Below are 24,164 nucleotides of genomic sequence, written 5' to 3'. Positions count from 1 at the left end.
GGGCTAGCCACGAACCACGCCGTGAGCGCCACGAACACCACGAGTGCACCGAGACTGAGCGCGCTCTTACCGGGCAGCGTCAGCGGCGCGGAGCCGATCCGCGCCGACAGCTTCAGGAATGCCACGATCGATCCGGTGACGGTCACCGCGCCGATGAAGACGCCGATGAACACCTCCGCGTGGTGGATCCGCACGAGATTCGCCGCGACGCCGCCCTTGTCGAGATAGCCGTTCCAGCCGACCAGGACCGCGCCCAGGCCGACGAAACTGTGCAGCAGCGCGATCAGCTGCGGCATGCCGGTCATCTCCACGCGCGCCGCGCGCACCAGCCCGACGACCGCGCCCAGGGCCATCGCGACGATCAGCAGGGAGACGGCCAGCGCGCCGGAGGCATCGATGACCAGCACGAGGGTGAGCGAGGGCGATGATCATGCCCACGATGCCGAATGTCAGTCCGCGCCGCGCGGTTTCGTGCTTGGACAGGCCCGCCAGGCTGAGAATGAACAGCAGGGCGGCGATGATGTACGCGGCGGTGGCCGCATCCGAGGTGGTCATATGCCGATCAGCCCTTCGAGAACATGCCGAGCATGCGCCGGGTCACGGCGAATCCGCCGAAGACGTTGATACTTGCCACGAGCACGGCGGCGAACGCCAGGACCCGGATCGCCACGTTGTCGGTGGCGAGTTGGAGCATGGCTCCGACGATGATGATGCCGCTGATCGCATTGGTCACCGACATGAGCGGGGTGTGCAGCGCGTGGTGCACCTTGCCGATCACGTAGTAGCCGATCACGATCGCGAGCATGAGCACGGTGAAGTGCTGGGGGAGCGGTGCGGGGGCGAGGGCGATGATGGCGAAAAGCACGGCGACGCCGACCACGCCGAGCGCGTACTTCGCCCGCGTGCCCAGGGCGGTGCTCGCCTGTTCCGGCTCGGGTGCGGCGACCGCGGCCGGTGCGGCCTGCGGTGTCGCCGACACCTGCACCGGCGGTGGCGGCCACAACTTTTCGCCGCTGTGTGTGACGGTGATGCCGCGTTGTACGGGGTCCTCGAGATCCAGAACCAGCAGGCCGTCCTGTCCCGGGGTGAGCAGCTTCATCAGGTTCACCAGATTGGTCCCGTACAGCTGCGATGCCTGCGCGGGCAGGCGCCCGGCGAGGTCGGTGTATCCGATGATGGTCACGCCGTTGTCGGTGACGATCTTGCGCCCGGGGACCGTGCCCTCGACGTTACCGCCTTGTGCGGCAGCCATATCCACGACCACGCTGCCGGGCCGCATGACGGCGATATCGGCGGCGGTGATCAGGCGCGGTGCGGCCCGTCCCGGAATCAGGGCCGTGGTGATGATGATGTCGACCTCGCGCGCCTGCTCGGTGTAGAGTTCCGCGGCGCGGCGGTCGTACGCTTCACTGGTGGCCTTGGCGTACCCGTCGGCGGAGTCCATGCGTTCGGCTACCTCGACGGGAAGATATGTGCCGCCGACGGATTCGACCTGCTCTGCCACCTCGGGCCGCGGGTCGGTGGCGCGCACGATCGCGCCCAGCCTGCTCGCGGCCCCGACCGCGGCCAGGCCCGCGACGCCCGCGCCCGCCACCAGCACCTTGGCAGGCGGCACCTTCCCTGCCGCGGTGACCTGTCCGGTGAAGAATCGGCCGAATTCGTGCGCGGCCTCGATGACGGCGCGGTAACCCGCGATATTGGTCATCGAGCTGAGCACGTCCAGCGACTGGGCTCGCGAGATGCGCGGCACCGCGTCCATGGCCAGGGCGGTGACCGACTGCGCGGCGAGCGCGTCGAGCAGTTCGGGGCGCTGGGCCGGGCTCAGCAATCCGGCGATCGTGGAACCGGCACGCAGCCGGGCGATTTCGCTATCGGTCGGTGCGTCCACCTTGAGGACGATGTCGCAGTCCCAGGCTTGTCCGGCCGAGACCATCTCGGCGCCCGCGGCGATGTAGGCTTCGTCGGGGAAGCTCGACCGAGCGCCCGCACCGGATTCGACCGCGATGTCGTATCCCAACTTCGCGAGTTGGCCGACGGTGGCAGGCGTTGCGGCGACCCGCGTTTCCTCGGGCACCGACTCGGTGACGATTCCGATCCTCATTATTTCCTTCACGCTCGTGCTCAGCGGCCCCGGACTCGCCTCCGGCTCCACATCGTCGGGGACCACCGGCGGCGCCGTTGCCGGGGTGAGAGCGTGCGTGCACGCTCGCCCGGAGGCGAGTCCATCCGGCCGCCCTCATCACTACGGGGAATCGGATCAGGTGATCTCCGCCGGGGGTGTGCGACATGTACGGATCACGGGCTGTCCGGGCCGGGTCTCAATATTAGAACAATCGGTCGGTACAATCAATGGCGGGCGGTGTGCCGCTCCGGCTCGGCGAAGACGGGCTCGAACAGTCGATGAATCATGGAGTGGTCGGATGGATCTGGGATATCCCGGCATATCGGGACGGCGAGTCGTCATCACCGGCGCGGGCCGTGGCCTGGGGCGCGTGCTGGCGACGGCATTCGACGCGGCGGGTGCGCGCCTGGGGCTCGTGGCGCGTTCGGAGCGATCGCTGCGCGAGGTCGCCGACTCGCTACACGGTGATCCGCTGGTATGCCCCGGGGATGTGCGCGCGGCGGGGTTCAACGAGTCGGTTGCCGAGAACATGCGCGAACGGTTCGGCGGCGTCGACGTCTGGATCGCCAATGCTGGTGTGTCTCCCCAGGTTTCCACCGTCGAGCAGACCGATCCCGAAGTGTGGCGCGACATCATCGATGTGAACCTGACCGGTGCGTTCCTCGGGGCGCGGGCGGCGGCCGCGGTGCTGGGGGAGGGCGGCCGGATCATCGTGACGGGTTCGGTGATCGGTCAGCGGCCGCGTCCCGGTCTGGCCGCGTACGCCGCCTCCAAGGGCGGAGTCCAGGCGCTCGTACAGACGTTGGCACAGGAACTCGGGCCACGGGCGATCACGGTCAATGCCGTCGCGCTCGGCTGGTTCGACACCGGGATGGGTGCGCACTGGCATCGAGATACCGAGCGTGAGAGTGACATCGTCGGGCATACGGCGTTGGGCCGTTGGGGTGTCGCCGAGGATCTTCCGGGCGTCTACCTGTTCCTGTCGGGCGCGGGGGCGGCATATGTGACCGGTGCCACGATAACGGTCGACGGTGGGTATTCACTGCTGTAATCGAGACTGCGGGTCGGTACCCGCCGGCGGCCGCGTGCCGCATCCACCGACCGGGCCGAGTCGCCTTGTCGCCCAGGCCATCCGCGCAACCGGCCCTGCCTGCGCCGTGGCCGGGATCGTATCCCGGCCGAATTTCCCCTCGACCGACGAAGGACACCATGACCACATCCGTGCACGACCTGATCATTATCGGCTCCGGTCCCTCCGGCTACACCGCGGCCGTCTACGCGGCACGCGCGGAATTGCAGCCGCTGATCTTCGAGGGCACCCAGTTCGGCGGCGCGCTGATGACCACGACGGAGGTGGAGAACTTCCCCGGTTTCCGCGGCGGCATCATGGGCCCGGAGTTGATGGATGAAATGCGTGAGCAGGCCAAGCGTTTCGGCGCCGACATCCGCACCGAGGACGTCGAAGCCGTCGATCTGACGGGTCCGGTGAAGACGGTGATCGTGGGTGGCCGGACCTTCGATGCGCGCGCGGTGATCCTGGCGATGGGCTCGGCAGCGCGCTATCTGAACGTGCCGGGTGAGCAAGACCTGCTCGGCCGCGGCGTCAGCGCCTGCGCGACCTGCGACGGGTTCTTCTTCAAGGGCCAGGACATCGTGGTGGTCGGTGGTGGTGATTCGGCGATGGAAGAGGCCACCTTCCTCACCAAATTCGCCTCCAGCGTTACAGTCGTCCACCGCCGTGAGGAGTTTCGCGCGTCACGCATCATGCTGGAGCGGGCCAAGAGCAACGCCCGGATCCGCTTCCTGCTGAACTCGGAAGTCGTTGCGGTGAAGGGGGATTCGAGCGTCACGAGCTTGACGCTACGCGACACCCGCACCGGCGAGACCGCGCAGCAGACCGCCACCGGACTGTTCGTCGCCATCGGCCACGATCCGCGCAGCGAACTGGTGCGCGGCCAAGTCGACCTGGACGATGCGGGTTACGTGCTCGTCGATGGACAGGGAACCCATACCTCGGTTCCCGGCGTATTCGCCGCAGGTGACCTGGTCGATCACACCTATCGCCAGGCCATCACGGCCGCGGGCACCGGTTGTCGCGCGGCGATCGATGCCGAACGCTGGCTCGCCGAGCATGGCGAGAGCTAGCGCCTGCGATCATTCGGTGAGCAGTCCGTCGAGTGCGAGTTCGACGTGGGCGCGGACCGCCTCGTCGGTCAAGGGCTGGTGGCCGACCATGAGCCGGAAGTACAACGGCGCGTAGAGCAGGTCGAGGATGACATCGGGATCGGCCTGCCGGATGACACCGGCAGCGATGGCGGTACGGATGATCTGTCTTCCGTGTTCGCGCCGTGCGTTCAGGTATCCGTCGCGGAATGCTTGCGCCACACCGGGATCGACCTGCGCCTCGGCGATGAGGGCGCGAATCACCGCACCCGTCGTGCCGCGAAACGAGTCCGCCATCCGGAGCAGTGCCGCACCGATCTCGTCCCGAGTCATCCGTTCGGGGTAGGGGAGCGTGTCCTCGGATCTGCTCAGGAATGCGCTGGTGATGACGGCGGCGCGGTTGGGCCACCACTTGTAGATGGTCACCTTGCTGACGCCCGCGCGCGCGGCGATCGCTTCGACCGTGGTGGCCTCCAGGCCCTCCTGTGTGAGGAGTTCGTACGCCGCGTCGAGGATGGCCCGTTCGGATCGAGGCGTGCCTCGTTTGGGTGCACCGCGCTTGGGTCGCGCCTCATCCACGGCCGACACCGCCTACTCCTTCATGACGTGAACGATCGGTTCAGATTAGCATTGACATTAAGTGAACTATGTGTTCAGTATATGACTCGGATTACATCGCTACCGGAGTCTCGGGAGACAACCATGAGCACGACGACATCCGACTTCACCAGCTTCGATATGCCGGCCGAGCGGGTCGCGGACACCTGTCCCCTGACCGAGGAGGAGCTCACCCTGCGCCGGGAGCTGGCCGCGGCGTATCGGCTGTGTGCCGAATTCGGTTGGGACGACCTCATTTACACGCACATCTCCGCCCGCATCCCTGGTCCGCAGCATCATTTTCTGGTCAACCCGCTCGGCTTGGGATTCGACGAGATCACCGCATCGAGTCTGGTGAAGATCGATCTCGACGGCGCCATCGTCGGCGACAGTCCGTATCGGCCGAACGCCGCGGGGTTCGTCATCCACGGGGCGATTCACGGCGTCCGCGAGGACGCGCAGTGCGTCATGCACCTGCACACCGAAGCCGGGATGGCCCTGAGCATCCTCGAAGAGGGTCTGCTGCCGCTGACGCAGCACGCGATGCGGTTTCACGGGCGCATCGGATATCACGACTACGAGGGGATCGCGCTGACCCTGGACGAACAGCAGCGCATCATCGCCGACCTCGGCGACAACGCCGCGCTGGTCATGCGCAACCACGGCACCATCACGGTCGGCCGCAGCGTCGGACACGCGTTCACGGAGATGTTCTATCTGGAGAAGTCGGCCCGCACCCAGCTTCAGGCGCTGGCAACCGGACGTCCGCTGCGGATCCCCGACGCTGCGGTCGTCGCGCTGACCGCTCGACAGTGGATCGCTGACCTGGGCGTCTCGAACGACCGGGAATGGCCCCACCTGGTCCGCAGGCTCGACCGGCTCGATCCGTCGTACCGGGACTGATCCCGCCGACCGTGAGAAGTATTGATATGGAACAACATTCGGACACCTTCAGCGCGCTGTGGGACGCCACGGTCAGCAATCATTCGAACCGAAACTTCCTCGTGTTCGAAGATGAGGACGGAACGACCTCGCAGTGGACCTACCGTGAATTCGATGCGGTCGTCGAACGCGCATCGTGCGCGCTGGCCGACCACGGCGTGCGGGCCGGTACCGCGATCCACCTGGCATTGCGCAACTGTCCCGCCTTCCTCGCCGTCTGGCTCGCCGCCGCCCGTCTCGGTGCGTGGTTCGTGCCCGCGGACCCGGCGTCATCCGCTCGCGACATCGCCAATCAGGTCCAGCGCACTCGCCCGGCGCTGGGGATCTGCGCGGCCGCACGCGCCCAGACCTATCGCAGTGGCGCACCGGCCGGAGAGTTCCCGATCATCGAATTGTCCGAAACCGCAGCGGATCTCGGCAACGGCCCACTGACCGCGGCTGCCCGGAATCTCGCATCCCCGCCGCGGGCGAGGGTGTCGCCCGGCGATCGTCTGGCGGTGATGTTCACCTCGGGCACCACATCGCAGCCCAAAGGTGTTGTGCTGACACAGAACAACTACGTGCGCGTCGCGCAGGACATGAGCTCTGTGATCGCACTCCGGGCCGAACATCGCTGGCTGGTCACGCTGCCGTTGTTCCATGCCAACGCGCAGTACTACTGCTTCGCCCCGGCCATCGCGGTCGGGGCGAGTGTGGCCCTGACCGCGAAATTCTCGGCATCGCAATGGGTTCGGCAGGCCGCCGACCTGCGGGCCACCCACGCGAGCCTGTTCGCCGCACCGATCCGGATGATCCTGGCCCGGACCCCCGCTCGTATCCCGGCCCTCGCGCTGGAGCACGTCTGGTTCGCCCAGAGCCTCGGCGTCGAACACCACGAGGAGTTCACCCGGCTCGTCGGCTGCCGACCGCGCCAGCTGTACGGCATGACCGAGACCGTCGCCGCGGTGACCGCCGATGTCAGCGAGCCGCTGCGCCACGATGTCATCGGAAGGCCGTTCAACGGGCGGGCTGTTGCGGTCGTCGATGCCCGCACCCGCACCGGCACTGTCATCGATGGTCCGGGACTGCTGCTGGTGCGTGGCACCCGGGGTGTGGACCTGTTCTCGGAATATCTCGACGATCCCGAGGTCACCGCCGCGTCCTTCGCTGACGACGGCTGTGAAACATGGTTTGCCACAGGGGATCTCGTGACCATCGACCGCGAGGGTGTGTTGCGGTTCGTCGGCCGCGCCGACGATGTGGTGAAGGTGGCGGGGGAGAACGTCAGCCTCACCGAGATCGAGTCGGTGCTCGCGCAGGCTCCTGGGGTACTCGAGGCGGCGGTCCTGGCCGAACCCGATCCGATCCGCGATCGGGTGCTCATCGCCTACGTCGTGCCCCGCGACCCGGCCGCGCCGCCGGAGGCCGAATTGCTTGCCGAATGGGCGGTTTCGCACTTGACGCCGCAGGCGCGTCCCCGCCGCTGGCATGTCATCGACAGTTTGCCGCGAACCAGTGTCGGCAAGGTCCGGCGGTTCAAGATCTCCGCGCCGTGATTTTTTGGCAAAAAAAGTACACTGATTGATACCTATCAGCGGCGCCGCGGTGTACTGTGGCAATAGTTATTCTGACCGATCAGTACAATAATGACCAGGGCATCGCCGCTCGGGCGCGGGCGGCGGTCTGCGACAGGAGTCTTGCATCATGACCGACAACAAGTCCGGAGCCGCCGTCGATACCGCCGACCTGCCCGCCCTGGGGCTGGCGACGATGGGGTCGGTCATAGGCGTTGAGTTCCCCGGCGGGCCCGCTCAACTGCGGGACGGTCTGTTCGCCGACGAAATCGTCGAGATGGGCCTGGTGGGCGTGTGGGCTCAGCTCTGGGCTCGCGAGGGTTTGACCCGGCGCGAGCGCAGCCTGGTGACGATGGGCATCCTGATCGCGCTGGGCGCGGAGGACGAATTCGGCAGCCATGTGCGGATCGGTCTGAACAACGGCCTGACCAAGGACGAGATCGCCGAGGTCATCTATCACTCCAGCGGTTACGCGGGGTACCCCCGGGCGATGGCCGCCAGGAAGGCGGCCCGGGGGGCACTGGGCGAGAGCATCAGCCTTGGCTGATTGAGTGCACTTTTCGAAGAGAGAGGAACTGCTATGACACACGAAGGCAGGAACGCCGTCGTCACCGGCGGTGGTCGCGGGATCGGCCGCGCCATCGCGACGGTACTCGCGGCGAACGGTGCGGCGGTAGCGGTCTGGGATCTCAACGCGGCCAATGCCGAGGAGACCGTCGCACAGATTCGCGAGGCGGGCGGTAAGGCGATCGCCGTCGTCGGGAATGCGGCCGAGACGACTGCGGTGAAGGAGGCTGCGGCTCGCACGCGCGCGGAACTCGGTCCGGTGACGATTCTGGTGAACAATGCCGGAATCACCAAATACTCGGCCTTCATGGATCTGACCGAGGAGAACTGGGACAACATCATCGAGGTGAACCTCAAGGGTCCGTTCCTGGTCACGCAGGCTTTCGTGCCCGATATGCTCGAGGCGGGATGGGGTCGGATCGTCAACATCTCGTCCTCCTCCGCGCAGACCGGCGGTCCGGCGGTGGCTCACTACGCCGCATCCAAGGGCGGGGTCATCGGCTTCACCAAGGCGCTCGCGACGGAGTTCGTCGCGACGGGAATTACCGTCAACAACGTCCCGCCGGGGACGGTGGACACTCCGCTGCTGCGCGAGGGTTACGACCCCGAGCAACTCGCCGCCGCGATGCCGATGAAGCGTGTCGGCCGTCCCGAGGACATCGCGTACGCGGTCAACTACCTGGCTTCGGACGAGGCCGGTTACGTCACGGGACAGACGCTCAGCGTCAACGGCGGACGGTATTTCGTCTGATCCGCTCCATCGGAGCAGAGTTCGGAAACGACCGTCGCTCATCATGAAATTATTGTACTGATTGTACTGAATATGACATTCTTGCATCGTGTACTGAACCCGCAGAGGTGATGAAAATGACCGAAACCGCGACCGAGGCCGCGATTCCCGACTTCCCCGCGCCCAGATCCAAGGAACGGCCGTTCGAGCCGCCGCCGGGACTGCTCGAGGTGGCCCAGGACGGCAAAGAGATCCGGCGCGTGCGGATCTGGGACGGCACTACGCCGTGGCTGATCACCAGCCACGCCGCCCAGCGCAAGCTGCTGACCGATCCGCGCCTGAGCGCCGGCATCTGGAAGCCCGGCTATCCGCACACAACCGAGGCGATGAAGGCGCATGCCAACGAGATGCAGCCTTCGATCAACAACACCGACGGCACCGAGCATGCGCGCTGGCGGCGGATGCTGACCAGCTCGTTCACCCGGCACCGGATGGAGAAGCTGCGCCCGGAGATCCAGAAGATCACCGACGACCTGATCGACAAGATGCTGGCCGGTCCCAAGCCGGTCGATCTGAACGAAGCGCTGTCGCTGCCGCTGCCGTCGTTGATGATCTGCGCGCTGCTCGGCGTGCCCTACGAGGACCACGACTTCTTCCAGGAGCACGCCGGTGTGGTCAACGCGGTGAACAAGACTCCGGAGGAGGCCGCCGCCACCAACGCCACGCTGCGCAAGTACATCGCCGAGCTCATCGAGAAGAAGATGGACGAGCCGGACGAGGATGTGCTCTCGGACCTGGGCGCGCGCGTCAAGGAGGGCGTGCTCAGCATGGAGGAGGCCGCGCCGCTGGGCTTCATCCTGCTCGTCGCCGGGCATGACACCAGCGCGAACATGATCACCCTCGGCACCGCGCTGCTGCTGCAGCATCCGGACAAGCTCGCCCAGTTGCGGGAGAACTCCGAGTATCCGAAGTTCGTGGTCAACGCGGTCGAGGAGCTGCTGCGGTATCTGACCCTGCCGCATCTGCTGGCGCGGCGCGCGGTCGCGGAGGATTTCGAGTTCGGTGGCGAGAGTGTCAAGGCCGGCGAGGGCATCATCGCCTCGTTGCCGGCGGCGAACTGGGATCCCGAGGCGTTCCCGCAGCCGGGTGTGCTCGACCTGACTCGTCCCGCGGCACATCATCACGCGTTCGGCTGGGGCGCGCACCAGTGCGTCGGGCAGCAGTTGGCGCGGATCGAGATGCACGTCGTGTTCGGCACGCTGTTCCGGCGGATTCCGACCCTGGCGCTGGCGGCGGATGTCAAGGATCTGAAGTTCAAGGAGGACTCGCAGGCCTACGGCATCTACGAGCTCCCGGTTACCTGGTAGTCGCGGCGCGCGCTGCCGGACCGGCATCGGATTCCGGCATCGGTTGTGCCGCAAATGAAGTGGGCGCATATATCCGGTTGTTTCGACCTATCGGTCGGTACATTCAATGGCTGTCCGGCAGCATGCGCCAGTGAGGAATTGGAGAATTCTGTGTCCGATCAAGATTTCCACGTGACGCGGCTGTATCACCCGAGCCATCACGTGACCGACCTCGGCGAGGCCGACGCCTTCTTCCAGCGGGTGTTCGGCCGGGCCACCCGGCCGATGGCCGAGATGACCAAGGATCAGCCGGCCAGCCCCGGCTATCCGACGAACTATTCGCAGTTCACCCCGATCAACGACGTCCTGTTCGACACGATCGACCCGAAGCTGTACGTGCTCAACGGGATTCAGCGTTACGCCACCGTCGACAAGCCGCACCTGAAGGGCCTGGGCTGGTACCTCGAGGGCGCGGTCGCGGCGTACCGGTCGCTGCGGCGGCACAATATCGAGATGGTCGGACAGCAGGACGAGGTCGCCGACAGCGACGATCCGCCTACCGCCCCCGGCTCGCCGATGCCGATCTTCTTCACCACCCCCGAGAGTGCCGGACTGCGGTACGAATTCCTGCCGCAGATTCCGTTCCCGCTCGATCACCGGCTCGTGGAGGGCTGGCAGCTGCCGCCGGTCTCCGACGACGACCCGCTGGGCATCGAGCAGGCCTCGCACCACAGCATCCTGACCGATCAGCCCGCGCGTGCCCTGCGCCTGGTGGTGGATGCGCTGGGCGGCAAGGTGATTCATGAAGGCCGTAACGAGGTGCTCGGTGCGAGCAGCACGTATGTGCACCTCGCCGACGCCGTCTACGAATACGCCGTCCCGGATGCGGGCACCGCGGCGCACGCCGACTGGAGCGCCACCGCGCCGAACGACACCTACCACTCGATCACCTTCAAGGTGGTCGATCTCGATCGCGTCGCCCGGCATCTGGAATCGCAGAGCGTCGCGATCGCCAAGCGGACCGACGACACGATCGTCACCGACCCCGAGACCAGCCTCGGCATCCCCTGGGGCTTCACCACCCGGCTGACCGCCGGCGACCCCCGGAGCGCGAAATGACAGAAGCTGCCAAGGACATCGACGTTGATGTGTTGGTGGTGGGGGCCGGTGTTACGGGCATCGAACAGCTGCACCGCGCACTGAAGGCGGGATTCTCCGCGCGACTGCTGGAGGCCGGAGACGGCGTCGGCGGCGTGTGGTTCTGGAACCGGTACCCGGGCGCGCGCCTGGACTCGGAGAGCTACACCTATGGTTACCTGGACTCGAAGGAATTGTTCGAGGGCTGGGAGTGGCAGGAACGGTTCGCGGGCCAGCCCGAGAACGAGCGCTACTTCAACTACGCGGTCGACAAGATGGGGCTGCGGCCGTACATCACGTTCGGCGCGCGGGTGACCTCCGCGGTCTACGACGAGCCGTCAGCGACGTGGCTGGTCAAGGCCGGTGACGGGACCGAGCTGCGGACGCACTTCCTGATCGCGGCCACCGGCGTGCTGTCGATTCCGGTCTTCCCGGACGTGCCCGGCCGCACGGATTTCAAGGGCATCGCGCACCACACCGGCCTGTGGCCGGACGAGCCGGTCGACTTCCGGGGCAAGCGCGTGGCCGTGATCGGCACCGGATCCAGTGGCGTGCAGGTGATTCCGGCCGTGGCCGGTGAGATTGCCTCGCTGACGGTGTATCAGCGCTCGCCCAACTGGTGCACGCCGCTGGGCAACGAGCCGATCACCGCCGAGCAGCAGCTCGAGCTCAAGGCCGGCTTCGAGCAGATGCGCGAAACCCTGAATGAGTCCGTGAGCGGGTTCCTGCATCAGTTGCGGGAAGAGAAAACCTTCGATGCCACCGAGGAACAGCGCCGCGAATTCTACGAGAAGATGTGGGTCAGCCCCGGATTCTCGAAGGTGATCAGCCACTACGGGGACATGATGACCGACCCGGCGGCCAATGCCGACTGGTGCAAGTTCATGGCCGAGAAGATCCGCGGCATCGTGAAGGATCCCGCGACCGCCGAGAAGCTGATTCCGCGCGATCACGGGTGGGCCGGAAAGCGCCCGCCGTTCGTGACCAACTATTTCGAGGTCTACAACGATCCGAAGGTTTCGCTGGTCGATCTGCGCGAGACGCCGATCACCCGGGTGACCGAAACGGGTATCGAGACCTCGGAGGGCCTGCGCGAATTCGACATCATCGTCTGGGCGTCCGGATTCGACTTCGGCACCGGTGCGTTGAACCGGATGGGTATCCGCGGTCGCAACGGCCTGGCCCTGGAGGATTACTGGTCCGATGGCCCGCACACCTTCGCCGGTGTCATGGCGCATGGTTTCCCGAACTTCTTCTTCCCCGCGGGTCCGCACGGCGCAGCCGGAAACAACCCGCGCTACGGCGGCGACCAGGTCGAATTCATCGACGATCTGATCCAGTACTCACGGGAACGGGATTATCGGGTGATCGAGGTCCCCGAGGATGTCGAGGACAAGTGGAATCGGATGGTCGCGGAGATGGCCGCATATTCCTCGTTCGGTGAGCACAGCTATTTCTACGGCGCAAATATCGCCGGAAAGCCCAAGGCTTTCCTGTTGAATCCCGCCGGTCGGCCGATGCTGCGCGAAATGATCGGCGCGGTCCTGGAAAACAAATACCAGGGCTTCCTGGCGTGAGGTGACGAAGACAGTGGAGAAATACAGATTCGACGATCGCGTCGCGATCGTGACCGGCGCGGGCCGGGGGATCGGGCGGGCCTACGCCAAGCTGCTCGGTCAACTCGGTGCGAAGGTCGTCGTGAACGACCTGGGTGGGGCCATGGACGGGTCCGGCGCGGACAGCAGACCCGCGCAGCTGGTCGCCACGGAGATCAACGAGGCCGGTGGCACCGCGATCGCCGATACCAGTGACATCTCGACCGTCGCCGGTGGCAGTGCGCCGGTCGAGGCGGCGCTCGAGCATTTCGGGCGCATCGATGTGGTGGTCAACAATGCCGGGAACGTGCGGTTCGCCGGACTGCCCGAAATCGACGTGGACATCATGGAGAGCCTGCTCTCGGTGCACGTCAAGGGCGCGTTCAATACGATTCGCGCCGCGTGGCCGCACATGCTCGAGCAGAATTACGGCCGCATCGTGATCACCAGCTCCATCGGTATGTTCGGCCTGCCGGACAACCTGGCCTACGCCACGGCCAAATCGGCCGTGCTGGGCATGGCGCGCAGTATGACGCAATCGGCGGGTGACAAGGACATCAAGATCAATGTCATCCTGCCGAATGCGATGACGAGAATGGCGGGCGGCGAATCCGAGGGCATGGATACGCTGCGCGAAGAGGGCCGCAATACCACGGACATCATGGATCCGGAATTGGTGGCCCCCATGGTCGGATATCTCGCGAACGAGGTATGCGATGTCAGCGGGGAGGCGTATCTCGCCGGCGGTGGGCGTTTTGCCCATCTGTTCGTCGGCGTGACCGACGGATATCTGCCTCCCGACCCGTATTCCGCGACCGTCGAGGACGTCGTCGCGAATTTGGATCGTATCAAGGACCGCTCCGGGTTCTACGTCCCCACCAGCCTGCTGGATTGCGTGGGGCACTACATGGCACATCGAGCAGGAGAGAACAATGAGTGACGACAAGATCTGGCCGCATCACGAACTCGGCAAGGAACTCAGCAACTGGGGCCGCTGGGGCGATGACGACCAGGTCGGCACGCTCAACTTCGTGACGCCGGAAAAGCGTGTCGCGGCGGCGAAGCTCGTCCGCACCGGTAAGGCGTTCGATCTGGGTATGGCGTTCGGCAGCGACGGCCCGTTCAAGGCCGGTGGATTCCGCAACAACCCGATCCACGTCATGACGCTGCTGCCCTCGGACACCGCGATGGTGGCCGACGGCCAGATCTCGGCCGACGACATGATCATCACCGGTCTGCAGTCCGCGACCCAGTGGGACGGCCTGGCCCATGTCGGCTACGGCCACAAGTTCTACAACAACATGCCCTCCGCCGCGGTGAACAACTTCGCCGGCGCCGCCCGCAACGACTTCCCCCAGGTCGTGGACAGGCTGATCTCGCGTGGCGTGCTGCTGGACATCGCTGCCGTGAAAGGCGTCGACCGCCTGGAGGATTCGTACGAGATCACCGAGGCTGACGTGCTCGCCGCCGAGGAACGCCAGGGCGTGCGCGTCGAATCCGGCGATATCGTATGTCTGCGCACCGGCACCTACAAGTGGTTCCTCGAGGGCGACCGGGAGCGGTTCCTCGGTAACAACCCCGGCCCGTACCTGGACATGTGCCGCTGGCTGCACGAGCGCGAGGTCGCGGCGCTGGCCGTGGACAACTCCACCGGCGAGGCGTGGCCGTGCCCGATCGAGGGCTCGGTCATCCCGTTCCACCAGGTCGTCATCCGCGATATGGGCCTGACCCTGGGCGAGATGTTCAACTTCGAGGAACTGGCCGCCGACTGCGAGCAGGACGGCGTGTGGGAATTCATGCTCAACGCCACGGGTCTGAAGGTGACGGGCGCGGTCGGTTCTCCGATTACACCCATCGCCCTGAAGTGAACACCAACTGAGTACGTGAACCGCCCTCTGCGAGGGCGGTTTTCGTCGTTCGACGGCACGCTCGCGGCTCGTGCCGCGGGAGGGACTGGAGTGAGATGAATAGACTTGCCGACAAGGTGGCACTGATCACCGGGGCCGCGCGAGGGCAGGGGGCGAGCGAGGCCGAACTGTTCGCCGCCGAGGGCGCTCGCGTGGTCGTGGCCGACATCCTGGACGATCCGGGCAGGGAGACCGCGCGTGCGGTGGGCGGGGAGTACCTCCATCTGGACGTCTCCGCGCCTGCGGACTGGGAGCAGGCGGCGGCGTTCGTGCGAGAGTCGTTCGGCCGCTTGGATATTCTGGTCAACAATGCCGGGATCGCCCCACCCCGGCCGGCCCGGTTCGACGAGATCGACCTGGCCGCACATCTGCGGTTGTTCGATGTCAACGTGCACGGCGCGTTCTACGGGATTCGCGCGATGCTGCCGTTGCTCGAGTTGGGGCACGGCGCCTCGGTGATCAACGTGTCATCGATCGACGGTTTGGCCGGAGTCGGCTCGATGGCCAGCTATGTGGCGTCCAAGCACGCCCTGACCGGGCTGACCCGCTCGATCGCAATCGATCTGGGGCCGTTGGGAATCCGGGTGAATTCCATTCATCCCGGGATCATCTCCACCCCGCTCGTGCAGACGGTGGGCCCGGCGCGGATCGCACGGTTGCAGCGCACAGTAGGTCGCCAGCCGCTGGGCCGGATGGGGGAGCCGCAGGAGATCGCGGCGATGGCGTTGTTCCTCGCTTCGGACGAGGCATCCTATTGCACCGGAGCGCAATTCACGGTCGACGGGGGTCATCTCGCCGGACCGTACCGGGAGCCCCCGGCCGATCCCGATGAGACGCTCGACTGAGTGCTCGTGCCCGCGGCGGCCGATGCCGCGGGCACGAGTGTCGGCCTCAGACCTGTTGTGCCTTACCGGATTTGGTCGTGAGTCGGGCCATGACCAGGATGCCGACGATGGCCGCGGCGACCGCGAGCCAACCGGCCGCTCTGGTGCCGAAGGAATCGCTGAGCTGGGCCGCCAGATACGGGGTCACGCCGCCGCCGAGGACCGCGCCGATGTTGTAGCCGAGTGAGGTACAGGTGAATCGCACCTGCGTCGGGAAGCTCTGGGACATCGTCACGAAGATCGCGGGCATGGGCAGATAACTGAAGGTCAGTGCCAGCACGTACAGCACACCGACGCCCAGCAGCGCCCAGACTCCGCCGGAGCCGATCGCGGCCATCCCGTACAGCACCGGGAAGATCAGTGCGGCGCACAGTGCCCAGCCGACGAATGCCGTTGCGCGCCTGCCGAATCGGTCGGTCAGCCAGCCACCGGCCAGGAAGGTCGACGAGCCCAGCAGCAGGCAGATCGCGGAGAGCCAGTACACGGTCTTGGCCGGGAGGTGTAGCACCGTGATCAGGTAGACGCTCATGTAGTTGACCAGCACGCCCAGGATCATCGTGCCGACCAGGTTCAGCGCCGCGGTGGCCAGGATCATCCGCCAGTGGCCCAGGATCGCGACGCGCACCGGCGAGCGTTCGATCGTCTCGGCCTCCGCGATGGAGCGGAATTCGGTGGAGTCATCGATCCGGACCCGGTAGATCACCACGAGCAGCGTCATCACCGCGGACAGCAGCAGCGGCAGCCGCCATCCCCAGGTGCCCATCGTGTGGGTGCCCACCAGGACGACCGCGAGCCCGACCACCGCGGGTGCGATGGCGACGCCGAGGCTGGAGCCGAGCGGAATCAGGGCCTGCAACCTGCCGCGATTGCGTCCGCCGTCGGATTCGGCGACGAAGGTCGACGCCCCGCTGATCTCGCCGCCCGCGCAGAAGCCCTGCACCATCCGGACCAGGGTCAACGCGATCGGCGCGGTGACGCCGATGGTGGCGTAGGTGGGCAGCACCCCCAGAACCGTTGTCGCGGTACCCATTCCGATGATGGTCGCCAGCAGTGCGAAGCGGCGTCCGCGCCGGTCGCCTAGGCGGCCGAAGAACAACGCGCCCAACGGTCTTGCCAGATATCCGGCTCCGAAAACGCCCAGCGTGGCGAGGATTCCGGTGGTCGGGTTGCGCGCGGGGAAGAACAGCGGCGCGAGATAGACGACCAGGAAACCGTAGGAGGTGAAGTCGTAGAACTCGATGAATGTGCCGAGCAGCCCAGCGATGGCGACCTGCCGGGGCCTCTGGCCTGCGGCGGCGATCTGTGTGATCGCAGGGGAGGTGGGAAGGGTTTCGGACATCGATGTCTCCGGCCTGTCTGCGTGAACCGGTGCAGCGCAGCTCGTTCGAGCGGGTGGAAGCAGGAATAAGTGTACCAATTTTTCGCATATGGGTATTGATGAAGCGCCTTTATGCTCTAGCTTTGTGTATAGAGTCCACTCTTAGCAAGGTTGGTGGCCAGGACTTCGAAGGTGCGCCACCGTGTTCCACTACGACGGGAGAACTGATGACCAGCGCGATTCCCGAAGCGCCGCTGCCCGCCCATCCGGAGGCCCGGCGCTTCCAGGGCAAGGTCGTCTTCATCACCGGCGCGGCCCGGGGACAGGGCCGTGCCGAGGCCGTGCGGTTCGCCGCGGAGGGCGCGGACATCATCGCGCTCGACATCTGCGAGGACCTGCCGACCACGGTGTATCCGGGTGCGACCGAGGAGGATCTGGCCGAGACCGCGCGCCTGGTCGAGAAGCAAGGTCGAAAGATCCTGACGCACAAGGTCGACACCCGCGACTACGAGGGGCTCGAGCAGGCGCTGGACGCCAGCGTCGCGGAGCTGGGACGCCTGGATGTGGTCGTCGCCAACGCCGGCATGACGACATCGGGCCGGGCGTGGGAGATCGATGCCGAGCACTGGCAGGCCACCCTCGACATCAACCTCACCGGCGCGTTCCACACCGCCAAGGCCGCCATCCCGATCATGATCGAACAGGCTCAGGGCGGTGCGATCATCTTCACCAGTTCGGTTGCCGGACTTCGGGGTCTGCCGTTGATCGCCGATTACGTCGCGGCCAAGCACGGTGTGACCGGGCTGGCCAAGTCGCTGGCCAACGAGCTGGGTGAGTACCGGATCCGGGTGAACACGGTGCACCCGCACGGCGTCGACACGGATCTGGCTCCCGGGATGCGTTCGATCATCGAGGCCGATCCGGCCCTGGGCGCGCACTTCTTGCCCACGCTGCCCGATCAGGTCAGTCAGGTCGAGGACATCGCCGCGGCGATCGCCTGGCTGGCCTCGAACGAGGCCAGGCACGTCACGGGCATCCAGCTGCCGGTGGATCTCGGCCGGACGAATCGCTGACGGGCTGGTAGGCGGAGCCGATGGAAACCGGATTGGCAGGCAAGGTCGTCATCGTCACCGGCGCCACGGCGAATATCGGTCGCGGTATTGCGATGGCGTTCGCCGAGGAGGGTGCGCAGGTCGTCGTGGTCGGCCGCGATGAGCGGGCCGGGCAGCGGGTGTGCGAGCTCGTGCGCGAGCGCGGTGCGGCCGATGTGCTCTGGTGCGCCGCCGATGTGACCGACCAGGATCAGGTGGGCGCAATGGTGGCGGTGGTCCTGGAGCATTTCGGGCGGATCGATGTCCTGGTGAACAACGTGGGCGGCAACTGCGATATCAGGCCGTTCGCGTTCACCAAGCCGGACGATTGGCGTTTCGATTTGGACGTGAATCTGATGAGTACCCTCTACTGCACGCACGCGGTACTCCCCAACATGCTCGAGCGAGGCAGTGGGCGGATCATCAACATCGGGTCCATGGCCGCGATCATCGGTGACAGGTTGTTGGCGGTCTACTCCGCGGCCAAGGGCGCGGTGCACTCCTTCACCCGGGTGCTGGCCCTGGAGCTCGGCGAGACCGGCATCACCGTCAATGCCGTTGCGCCGTACGGGACCCGGCCGCAGGATCCGACCGAGGAGTTCAGCTCGGGCAGCAGATTCAATCCGGAGTCCGGAGTGTTCTTCACCGCCCGGCGCGATCGCCCGGACGAGATGCTCTCCATCGGGCGGCCGACCGCATTGCCGCGCCAACATGCCTATCCGTCCGAGATCGGCGCTGCGGCAGTGTATCTCGCCTCCGATCATGCGGCGTTCGTCACCGGGCAGGTGCATCAGGTCGAGGGCGGCGTCGTCCTGGTGTGATCGGTAACTCGTTGCGCTGCCGGAGCTTTCGCTCCGGCAGCGACGCGTTCACAGCAGCGGCGGCCAGAGTGCGAGCCCGGCTCGCTCCGGTGCGGTGCGCGACTGCGGTGAGGCGGGGGCCTGGAGGAATCCGGTCATCGCGTCGGTGAGTTCGGCGACCTCGGTGTCGAACGGCAGCAGCGGTGTGCCGTGCGCGTGGGCTCGTTCGCGATCGGCGGCCGCGTGCAGAATGAAGATATTGGCCTGGGCGGCCCGGCGGGCGCGCAGTGTGTCGGGCAGTTGGTCCAACAGGGTGTCGAGCCGGTTGTGGAACGCGCGGGTTGATTCGCGCAAATCCGCTGGCAGATCCTCGAATACGTCGCGACGGCCGTGCCGGTGCAGCATCGCGATGAAGCCGAGATAGTGGCTGCCGGGCTGCTCGCTCTGCTCCATGATCGTGGTCAGCTGGCAGCTCACCCAGGCGCGCAGATCCTCGGGCGGCCGCCGCTCGATCAGCTGGATGCGGCGCTGGTGCAGCCCAGGCAGCCGGTAACCGAGGATGGCCCGGATCAGCGCGTCCTTGGAACCGAAGTGATACCGCACCGCCGAATTGTTGGCGTTTCCGGCCGCGGATCCGATCTGGCGCAACGAAACTCCCTCGATACCGTGCTCGGCGAACAGTCGCTCGGCCGCGAGCACGATCGCCTCCTTCGTCGAGGGCGGGACGATCGGCGACATCACTACTTCTGGTAGTCGGCCGCGATACGGGCCAGGTAGCCGTCGAGATCGGCTGCGCGCTCGCGCAATTCGTCGATGACCTCGGGCGCGGTGAGAATCAGGAACCGGTCCGTGCCGATGGCCTCGGCCACCGATTCGCCGACCTCCTCGGCGGCCACGATCGGCAGCTTCGGTCCGATGGGCGTGGTGGGTTCGCCGTAGAAGGTGATCTGCTCGGAGATATTGGTGGCCACCCCCGCCGGGCACAGGCACGATACCCGGATACCGCGCGGCCGCAGATACAGCGCGAGCGATTCGGACAGCCCGACCAGGGCGTGCTTGGTGGCGGTATAGGGCAGCCGATCGAAGCCGTACGGCAGCAATCCCGCGGTCGAAGCGGTGTTGACGATATGCCCGGAACCCTGTTCCAGCAGGGTCGGCAGGAATACCAGGTTGCTGCGCACCACGCTGAGCAGATTGAGGTCGATCACCCGCTGCCACGCCTCGAGCGGAATATCCTCGACCGTGCCGACCGCGAGCACGCCGACGTTGTTCATCACCACATCGATGTGCCCGAACCGTGCCAGGGCAAGATCGCGAACCTGCTCGAGATCCGCGATATCGGTCACGTCCGCTGCGGCTGCGACAGCCTGATCGCCGAGTTCGCCCGCGACGGTCTCGGCGCGCTGAAGGTCGATGTCCGTCACCACGATTCGAGCGCCCCGCGCGGCCAGCGCGTGTGCCGTGGCCCGGCCGATCCCGCTGCCACCGCCGGTGATGACGGCCACCGTGTCCGCAAGATGCGTACTCACCATTTCGTCCCTTCGACCGCGGGCTGCAAGTCATGCCCGAGAGTGATGACAACATGCCGAGGAGTTAGAGTCAAGTGTCTTAAAGTGCAGACGATCGACTTCAGAACCGGCAGGACGCTGAAAGGACCACACCCATGACCGACCCACGCACCGAGGGCATCGAGGTACTCAAAGAGCTGATCCCCGACCTGATCTCGCAGGATCCCGCCGAACTGCGCAATGGCGAATTCGGCCAGGAGCTGGCCGAGTTGAGCATCGACCACGTCTTCGGCGCACTGTGGACCCGCCCGGGCCTGGACCGCCGCTCCCGCAGCCTGGTCACCCTCGGTGCTCTGATCGCCCTGCGCGCCGACTCGGAGCTGAAATTCCATTTCCCGATCGCCCTGCGCAACGGCCTGACGATCGAAGAACTCGAGGAGGTCGTCTACCACCTCACCGCCTACGCGGGTTTCCCGGCCGCCGCCGCCGCCGGCCAGGTCGCCCGCGAAGTCCTGCCCCGGCCGGAGCGGTAACCGAAGCGGCAGTTGGAAATTCGAGGACGCTGCTCGGCCGCCGTGCGTCGGTGCACTGCCGAGCTCTCGATGGCAGGGCCGGTTGGAGTGCGGAAGTCCTGCCGTCGAGGTGGTCTCCGGCGGCCGGGTCGCGGCGCGAACGGCGCATGACCGCAACGTGATCGATGGGGCGGCCGTGCGCGGCCACAGCGGCCCGGCTGTGCGCTCGTGTCCGGTCGAGCCTTCGGGAACAGCCGGGGGACCGGGGATTTGCCGCCGGGACGGTCTGCGGAGAAGGGGTTGGCCGCTCGGAATACCTTATGGCGGCGAGAAACTCGGCGCGGCCGTCGGTTACGGCCGCGCCGCGAGCGTTGAGAGCTGGTGTCAGAAGCCGAGTTTCGCCAGCAGTTGCTCGCTCTCGGCCCACAGGCGACCTGCGGCCGCGTCGTCTTGTGCGGGCTGCGCGGGTTCCTGCTCGGCCTTGGCGTGGAAGAAGCGTCCGCTCTCGCGTCCGCCCTCGGGATCGGTTGCCAGCCAAACCAGGGTCTGCGCGGGCTCGTCGGGGGAGACGGTGTCCGCGGTGCTCATGTAGGTCTGCAGCGATTCGGTTCCGTGTGAGGCGAAGTTGGTGGCCACCACGCCGGGATGCATTGCCTGGGCGATGATTCCGTCGACGCGGCCACGTCGCGCCAGCTCGCGGGTGTACAGGATGTTGGCCAGTTTCGCGCGGCCGTAGGCGACGATCGACTCGACCTCGCCCAGGCTCTGCAGATCCGCCCAGTCGAGTTCGGGAATCATCCGGTGCGCGTTCGACGATACGGCGATCACCCGCGCGGCGCCGTCCGGCCGATCGGCCGCGGCCTTGCTCAGCTGCGGTGACAACCGGCGCGTCAGCAGAAATGGGGCGAGGTGGTTGACGGCGAAGGTCGCCTCGGTGCCCTCGGCCGTGACCACCTGCCGATCCCGCACCCCGCCCGCGTTGTTGATCAGCACATCCACGCGCGGGGTCAGCGCCGCGATCTCCCCGGCCACCCGGTCGACTTCCGACATCAGCGTGAAATCGCCACGCACCATGGTGAATTCACCGCCTGCGCGGGCCGCCTCGGTGATCTGCACGGCGGCGGCGGCGCTGCGCTGGGGGTCGCGGCCGACGCCGACCACCTGCCAGCCGCGCGTCACGAGTTCGCGGGCGGTCGATCGGCCGATGCCCGAGCTGGCTCCGGTGACTACCGCGACGGGCTTGTTCGTATCGAAGTGCAAGGTTTACTCCTGGTTGTTCAGCGCGGCTGGAGGCCGTCGAGCAGTAGATGAACGGTGAAATGCACCTTTCGGTCCACCTCTTCCGCAGTGGGGGTTTCGCCACTCACGATCGAGCGCACCTGGCCGCCGACGACCATGCTCATGAACGCGGTGGCGGCCGATTCGGTATCGGTCGGTGCAATCCGACCGGCCGCGACGGCCCGATCGAGCAGGTCGGCGACGAACTCGAGCACGGGCTTGGCGCTCTGCTCGTAGTTGGCGCTGAATATGTCTGGGAAGCGGTGGCTTTCGATGTTGATGATGTGCTGCAGACGTAGTCCCTCGGGCGTCATCACCTCGTTGATGCGCAGCCGGGCGATCGCTTCCAGTGTCTCGGCCAGATCGCCCCGGTCCAGGCTCTCGAGCACCTTTCGGGGCACGATTCTGTGTTCGATAGCACGTTGTACCGCGGTGAGGAATAGGGCGGCCTTGTCCGGGTATCGCGCGTAGACCGTGCGCTTGGTCATGCCGAGGCGAGTGGCGATCATCTCGACGGTTGTCATCTGAAAGCCGTTCTGCAGGAACAGCTCCAGTGCGGTGTCGAGCAGTTCACCGTGGCGCGCCTCGGCCTGCTCGCGGGTAGGTCGCCCGGCCCTGTGGCGGGGCGAAGTCGCGTTCGTCACGTCGGCCTCTCGGAAGTTCCTCTTGCACGGCACCGATCCTTCGTTCATTATGAGGGTACTTAATTAATGATACCTATGAGACGCCATTATTGCCTGCATCGAACCGAAGGGACACCCGGTGAACTCACCCACGGAGCAGCTGACTCGGCTGATCACCACTGAGGATCGCTTCCGCTACTCCCACGCAGAGCTGCGCGAGACGCAGGTCGCCGCGCTGAACGAGCGCTTCCAGGAGCGCAGGGACCGGATCAAACTGCTGAGCCATCGGGCTCGGGAGGCAGGTGCCACCGAGATACGCGACCGCGCGGATATGGTGCCACTGCTGTTCCCGCACACCGCCTATAAGAGTTACCCCGAAAGCCTCCTTACCGAGCAGCGCTGGGACCGGCTCGGTAAGTGGCTGGGGACCGTGTCGCCCTATCCGATCAGCCCGATCGAAACCTCGGACATCACCGATATCGACGAGTGGATCGCGCGGCTACAGGCCAAGGGGCATTACGTGTCCTGCTCCAGCGGCACGACCGGCAAGTCGGCGATGCTGTTGGCCTCGGACAAGGATATGGACTGGTCCCGCCAGGACACGGTCAAGGTCTTCGCCTGGGGTTCGGGCGTCTCTCCGGCGCAGGATCGGCGCAGGATCGGCGTCGCGCCCGTCGCCGCGGTGCCCAAGAACATCATCATCGGCCAGGCACAGGCCGCGGCGTTCGGCGATCCCACCAAAGCCGACTTCCGCCTGCCGATTCCACCGATCACAGTGGGCTCGCTGACGAAGATGGTCGTGCTGCGCAAGAAGATCGCCGACGGTACCGCGCGTCCCGAGGAACTGGCCGACTTCGATCGGACCTCGGCCGAGCGGCAGGAGGCCCTGGACAAGGCGATGGTGCTGGCCGCCGACGAGCTCATCGAGCACCGCGCCGACAAACTGTTCATCTCGGGCATGTGGAATGCGCTGTACCAGGTGGCGAAGATCGTTCGCGATCGAGGTTACTCGGCCACGGACTTCCACCCCGACAACTGCATATATGTGGGCGGTGGACTCAAGCGTGCCCAACTGCCGTCGGACTACCGGGAATTCGTGCACGAGACGTTCAACATCCCGGCCAACCGCGACTTCCAGAACTACTCCATGCAGGAGCTCAATTCCGGGATGCCCAAATGTCAAGCGGGCGACCGATATCACGTGCCACCGTGGATCGTGCCCTTCGCTCTCGATGAGGCGGGCGAGGCTCTGCTGCCGCACGAATCCGGTGAGATCGAGGGGCGCGCAGCGTTTTTCGACCTTTCCCTGGACGGCCGGTGGGGTGGTGTCATCACCGGCGACAAGATCTCGCTCGACTTCGATCCCTGTGCCTGCGGCTGCGCGGGACCGTCGGTGCGCAACAACATCGTTCGCTACGCGGACATCAAGGGCGACGACAAGATCGGCTGCGCCGGTACGGTCGACGCGTACGTGAGGGGCCTGTCGTGACC

General features: G+C 66.1%; 23 protein-coding genes and 1 pseudogene. 16 read left to right on the top strand and 8 right to left on the bottom strand.

What is annotated here, in order from left to right:
• Nucleotides 1-555 (bottom strand): annotated as a pseudogene (locus ON40_RS45450) (NAD(P)(+) transhydrogenase (Re/Si-specific) subunit beta); the annotation flags it as partial.
• 7 nt (nt 556-562) lie between these two features.
• Nucleotides 563-2,101 (bottom strand): Re/Si-specific NAD(P)(+) transhydrogenase subunit alpha, encoded by a 1,539-nt coding sequence (locus tag ON40_RS45445; protein WP_040832059.1) that lies wholly within the window; start codon nt 2,099-2,101, stop codon nt 563-565.
• Nucleotides 2,102-2,420: 319 nt separating this feature from the next.
• Here ON40_RS45445 and ON40_RS45440 point away from each other — a divergent pair, with 319 nt between their 5' ends.
• Both ON40_RS45440 and trxB read left to right on the top strand, forming a co-directional pair.
• Complete coding sequence (locus ON40_RS45440) at nt 2,421-3,173, top strand: SDR family NAD(P)-dependent oxidoreductase (protein ID WP_051194576.1); 753 nt, start codon at nt 2,421-2,423, stop codon at nt 3,171-3,173.
• Nucleotides 3,174-3,331: 158 nt separating this feature from the next.
• Nucleotides 3,332-4,267, top strand: a complete 936-nt coding sequence (gene trxB, locus ON40_RS45435; RefSeq protein WP_040832058.1) for a thioredoxin-disulfide reductase — start codon at nt 3,332-3,334, stop codon at nt 4,265-4,267.
• Between the two features lie 9 nt (nt 4,268-4,276).
• Here the strand turns inward: trxB and ON40_RS45430 are convergent, their stop codons facing one another.
• On the bottom strand, nt 4,277-4,873 hold the full coding sequence (locus tag ON40_RS45430; RefSeq protein ID WP_051194575.1) for a TetR/AcrR family transcriptional regulator: 597 nt from the start codon (nt 4,871-4,873) through the stop codon (nt 4,277-4,279).
• Nucleotides 4,874-5,023: 150 nt separating this feature from the next.
• Here ON40_RS45430 and ON40_RS45425 point away from each other — a divergent pair, with 150 nt between their 5' ends.
• From ON40_RS45425 to ON40_RS45380, 10 genes are all read left to right on the top strand, one after another.
• Entirely contained in the window at nt 5,024-5,785 is a 762-nt protein-coding gene (locus ON40_RS45425) for a class II aldolase/adducin family protein (RefSeq protein WP_063713238.1), read from the top strand.
• A 26-nt stretch (nt 5,786-5,811) separates the two neighbouring features.
• Entirely contained in the window at nt 5,812-7,359 is a 1,548-nt protein-coding gene (locus ON40_RS45420; protein ID WP_040832057.1) for a class I adenylate-forming enzyme family protein, read from the top strand.
• Between the two features lie 214 nt (nt 7,360-7,573).
• Nucleotides 7,574-7,924, top strand: a complete 351-nt coding sequence (locus ON40_RS54205) for a carboxymuconolactone decarboxylase family protein (RefSeq protein WP_218008995.1) — start codon at nt 7,574-7,576, stop codon at nt 7,922-7,924.
• 33 nt (nt 7,925-7,957) lie between these two features.
• Nucleotides 7,958-8,695 carry a 3-oxoacyl-ACP reductase family protein gene (locus ON40_RS50980; protein WP_040832054.1) on the top strand — a complete coding sequence of 246 codons (738 nt, stop codon included), beginning with the start codon at nt 7,958-7,960 and terminating at the stop codon, nt 8,693-8,695.
• Nucleotides 8,696-8,811: 116 nt separating this feature from the next.
• Nucleotides 8,812-10,041, top strand: a complete 1,230-nt coding sequence (locus tag ON40_RS45405; RefSeq protein WP_040832053.1) for a cytochrome P450 — start codon at nt 8,812-8,814, stop codon at nt 10,039-10,041.
• A 150-nt stretch (nt 10,042-10,191) separates the two neighbouring features.
• On the top strand, nt 10,192-11,139 hold the full coding sequence (locus ON40_RS45400) for a hypothetical protein (RefSeq protein ID WP_218008992.1): 948 nt from the start codon (nt 10,192-10,194) through the stop codon (nt 11,137-11,139).
• Nucleotides 11,136-12,734 (top strand): flavin-containing monooxygenase, encoded by a 1,599-nt coding sequence (locus ON40_RS45395; protein ID WP_040832052.1) that lies wholly within the window; start codon nt 11,136-11,138, stop codon nt 12,732-12,734. Before ON40_RS45400 ends, ON40_RS45395 begins: the two co-directional genes overlap by 4 nt.
• Before the next feature lie 13 nt (nt 12,735-12,747).
• Entirely contained in the window at nt 12,748-13,692 is a 945-nt protein-coding gene (locus ON40_RS45390) for an SDR family NAD(P)-dependent oxidoreductase (protein ID WP_040832051.1), read from the top strand.
• Nucleotides 13,685-14,620 (top strand): cyclase family protein, encoded by a 936-nt coding sequence (locus tag ON40_RS45385; RefSeq protein ID WP_040832050.1) that lies wholly within the window; start codon nt 13,685-13,687, stop codon nt 14,618-14,620. Before ON40_RS45390 ends, ON40_RS45385 begins: the two co-directional genes overlap by 8 nt.
• Before the next feature lie 95 nt (nt 14,621-14,715).
• The gene (locus ON40_RS45380; RefSeq protein ID WP_063713234.1) at nt 14,716-15,504 is read left to right on the top strand and encodes an SDR family NAD(P)-dependent oxidoreductase; all 789 of its coding nucleotides are present in this window, start codon (nt 14,716-14,718) and stop codon (nt 15,502-15,504) included.
• A 46-nt stretch (nt 15,505-15,550) separates the two neighbouring features.
• Here ON40_RS45380 and ON40_RS45375 read toward each other — a convergent pair whose 3' ends face one another.
• Nucleotides 15,551-16,882, bottom strand: a complete 1,332-nt coding sequence (locus tag ON40_RS45375; RefSeq protein WP_040832049.1) for an MFS transporter — start codon at nt 16,880-16,882, stop codon at nt 15,551-15,553.
• Nucleotides 16,883-17,088: 206 nt separating this feature from the next.
• Between ON40_RS45375 and ON40_RS45370 the strand changes: the two genes are divergently transcribed.
• Nucleotides 17,089-17,934: a mycofactocin-coupled SDR family oxidoreductase gene (locus tag ON40_RS45370; protein WP_051194573.1), complete on the top strand. Its 846-nt coding sequence runs from the start codon at nt 17,089-17,091 to the stop codon at nt 17,932-17,934.
• A gap of 20 nt (nt 17,935-17,954) precedes the next feature.
• Nucleotides 17,955-18,773, top strand: a complete 819-nt coding sequence (locus tag ON40_RS45365) for an SDR family NAD(P)-dependent oxidoreductase (RefSeq protein ID WP_040832048.1) — start codon at nt 17,955-17,957, stop codon at nt 18,771-18,773.
• 48 nt (nt 18,774-18,821) lie between these two features.
• Here ON40_RS45365 and ON40_RS55685 read toward each other — a convergent pair whose 3' ends face one another.
• Both ON40_RS55685 and ON40_RS45355 read right to left on the bottom strand, forming a co-directional pair.
• The gene (locus ON40_RS55685) at nt 18,822-19,490 is read right to left on the bottom strand and encodes a TetR/AcrR family transcriptional regulator (RefSeq protein WP_040832047.1); all 669 of its coding nucleotides are present in this window, start codon (nt 19,488-19,490) and stop codon (nt 18,822-18,824) included.
• Nucleotides 19,491-19,492: 2 nt separating this feature from the next.
• The gene (locus ON40_RS45355) at nt 19,493-20,284 is read right to left on the bottom strand and encodes an SDR family oxidoreductase (protein ID WP_040832046.1); all 792 of its coding nucleotides are present in this window, start codon (nt 20,282-20,284) and stop codon (nt 19,493-19,495) included.
• Nucleotides 20,285-20,415: 131 nt separating this feature from the next.
• On the opposite strand from ON40_RS45355, the gene ON40_RS45350 reads away from it, so the two are divergent.
• Nucleotides 20,416-20,793, top strand: a complete 378-nt coding sequence (locus ON40_RS45350; protein ID WP_040832045.1) for a carboxymuconolactone decarboxylase family protein — start codon at nt 20,416-20,418, stop codon at nt 20,791-20,793.
• Between the two features lie 363 nt (nt 20,794-21,156).
• Here the strand turns inward: ON40_RS45350 and ON40_RS45345 are convergent, their stop codons facing one another.
• Together ON40_RS45345 and ON40_RS45340 are read right to left on the bottom strand one after the other, a co-directional pair.
• Complete coding sequence (locus tag ON40_RS45345; RefSeq protein ID WP_040832044.1) at nt 21,157-22,032, bottom strand: SDR family NAD(P)-dependent oxidoreductase; 876 nt, start codon at nt 22,030-22,032, stop codon at nt 21,157-21,159.
• 17 nt (nt 22,033-22,049) lie between these two features.
• Nucleotides 22,050-22,694: a TetR/AcrR family transcriptional regulator gene (locus tag ON40_RS45340; RefSeq protein ID WP_040832043.1), complete on the bottom strand. Its 645-nt coding sequence runs from the start codon at nt 22,692-22,694 to the stop codon at nt 22,050-22,052.
• 118 nt (nt 22,695-22,812) lie between these two features.
• Here ON40_RS45340 and ON40_RS45335 point away from each other — a divergent pair, with 118 nt between their 5' ends.
• Complete coding sequence (locus ON40_RS45335) at nt 22,813-24,162, top strand: long-chain-fatty-acid--protein ligase (protein WP_040832042.1); 1,350 nt, start codon at nt 22,813-22,815, stop codon at nt 24,160-24,162.
• Nucleotides 24,163-24,164: the final 2 nt, after the last annotated feature.

Origin of the sequence: Nocardia jiangxiensis NBRC 101359 (assembly GCF_000308615.1) — a bacterium.
Taxonomy (GTDB): Bacteria; Actinomycetota; Actinomycetes; order Mycobacteriales; family Mycobacteriaceae; genus Nocardia; species Nocardia jiangxiensis.
The sequence above is the reverse complement of the archived record's forward strand: the minus strand, read 5'-3'. Positions and strand labels throughout refer to the sequence as shown.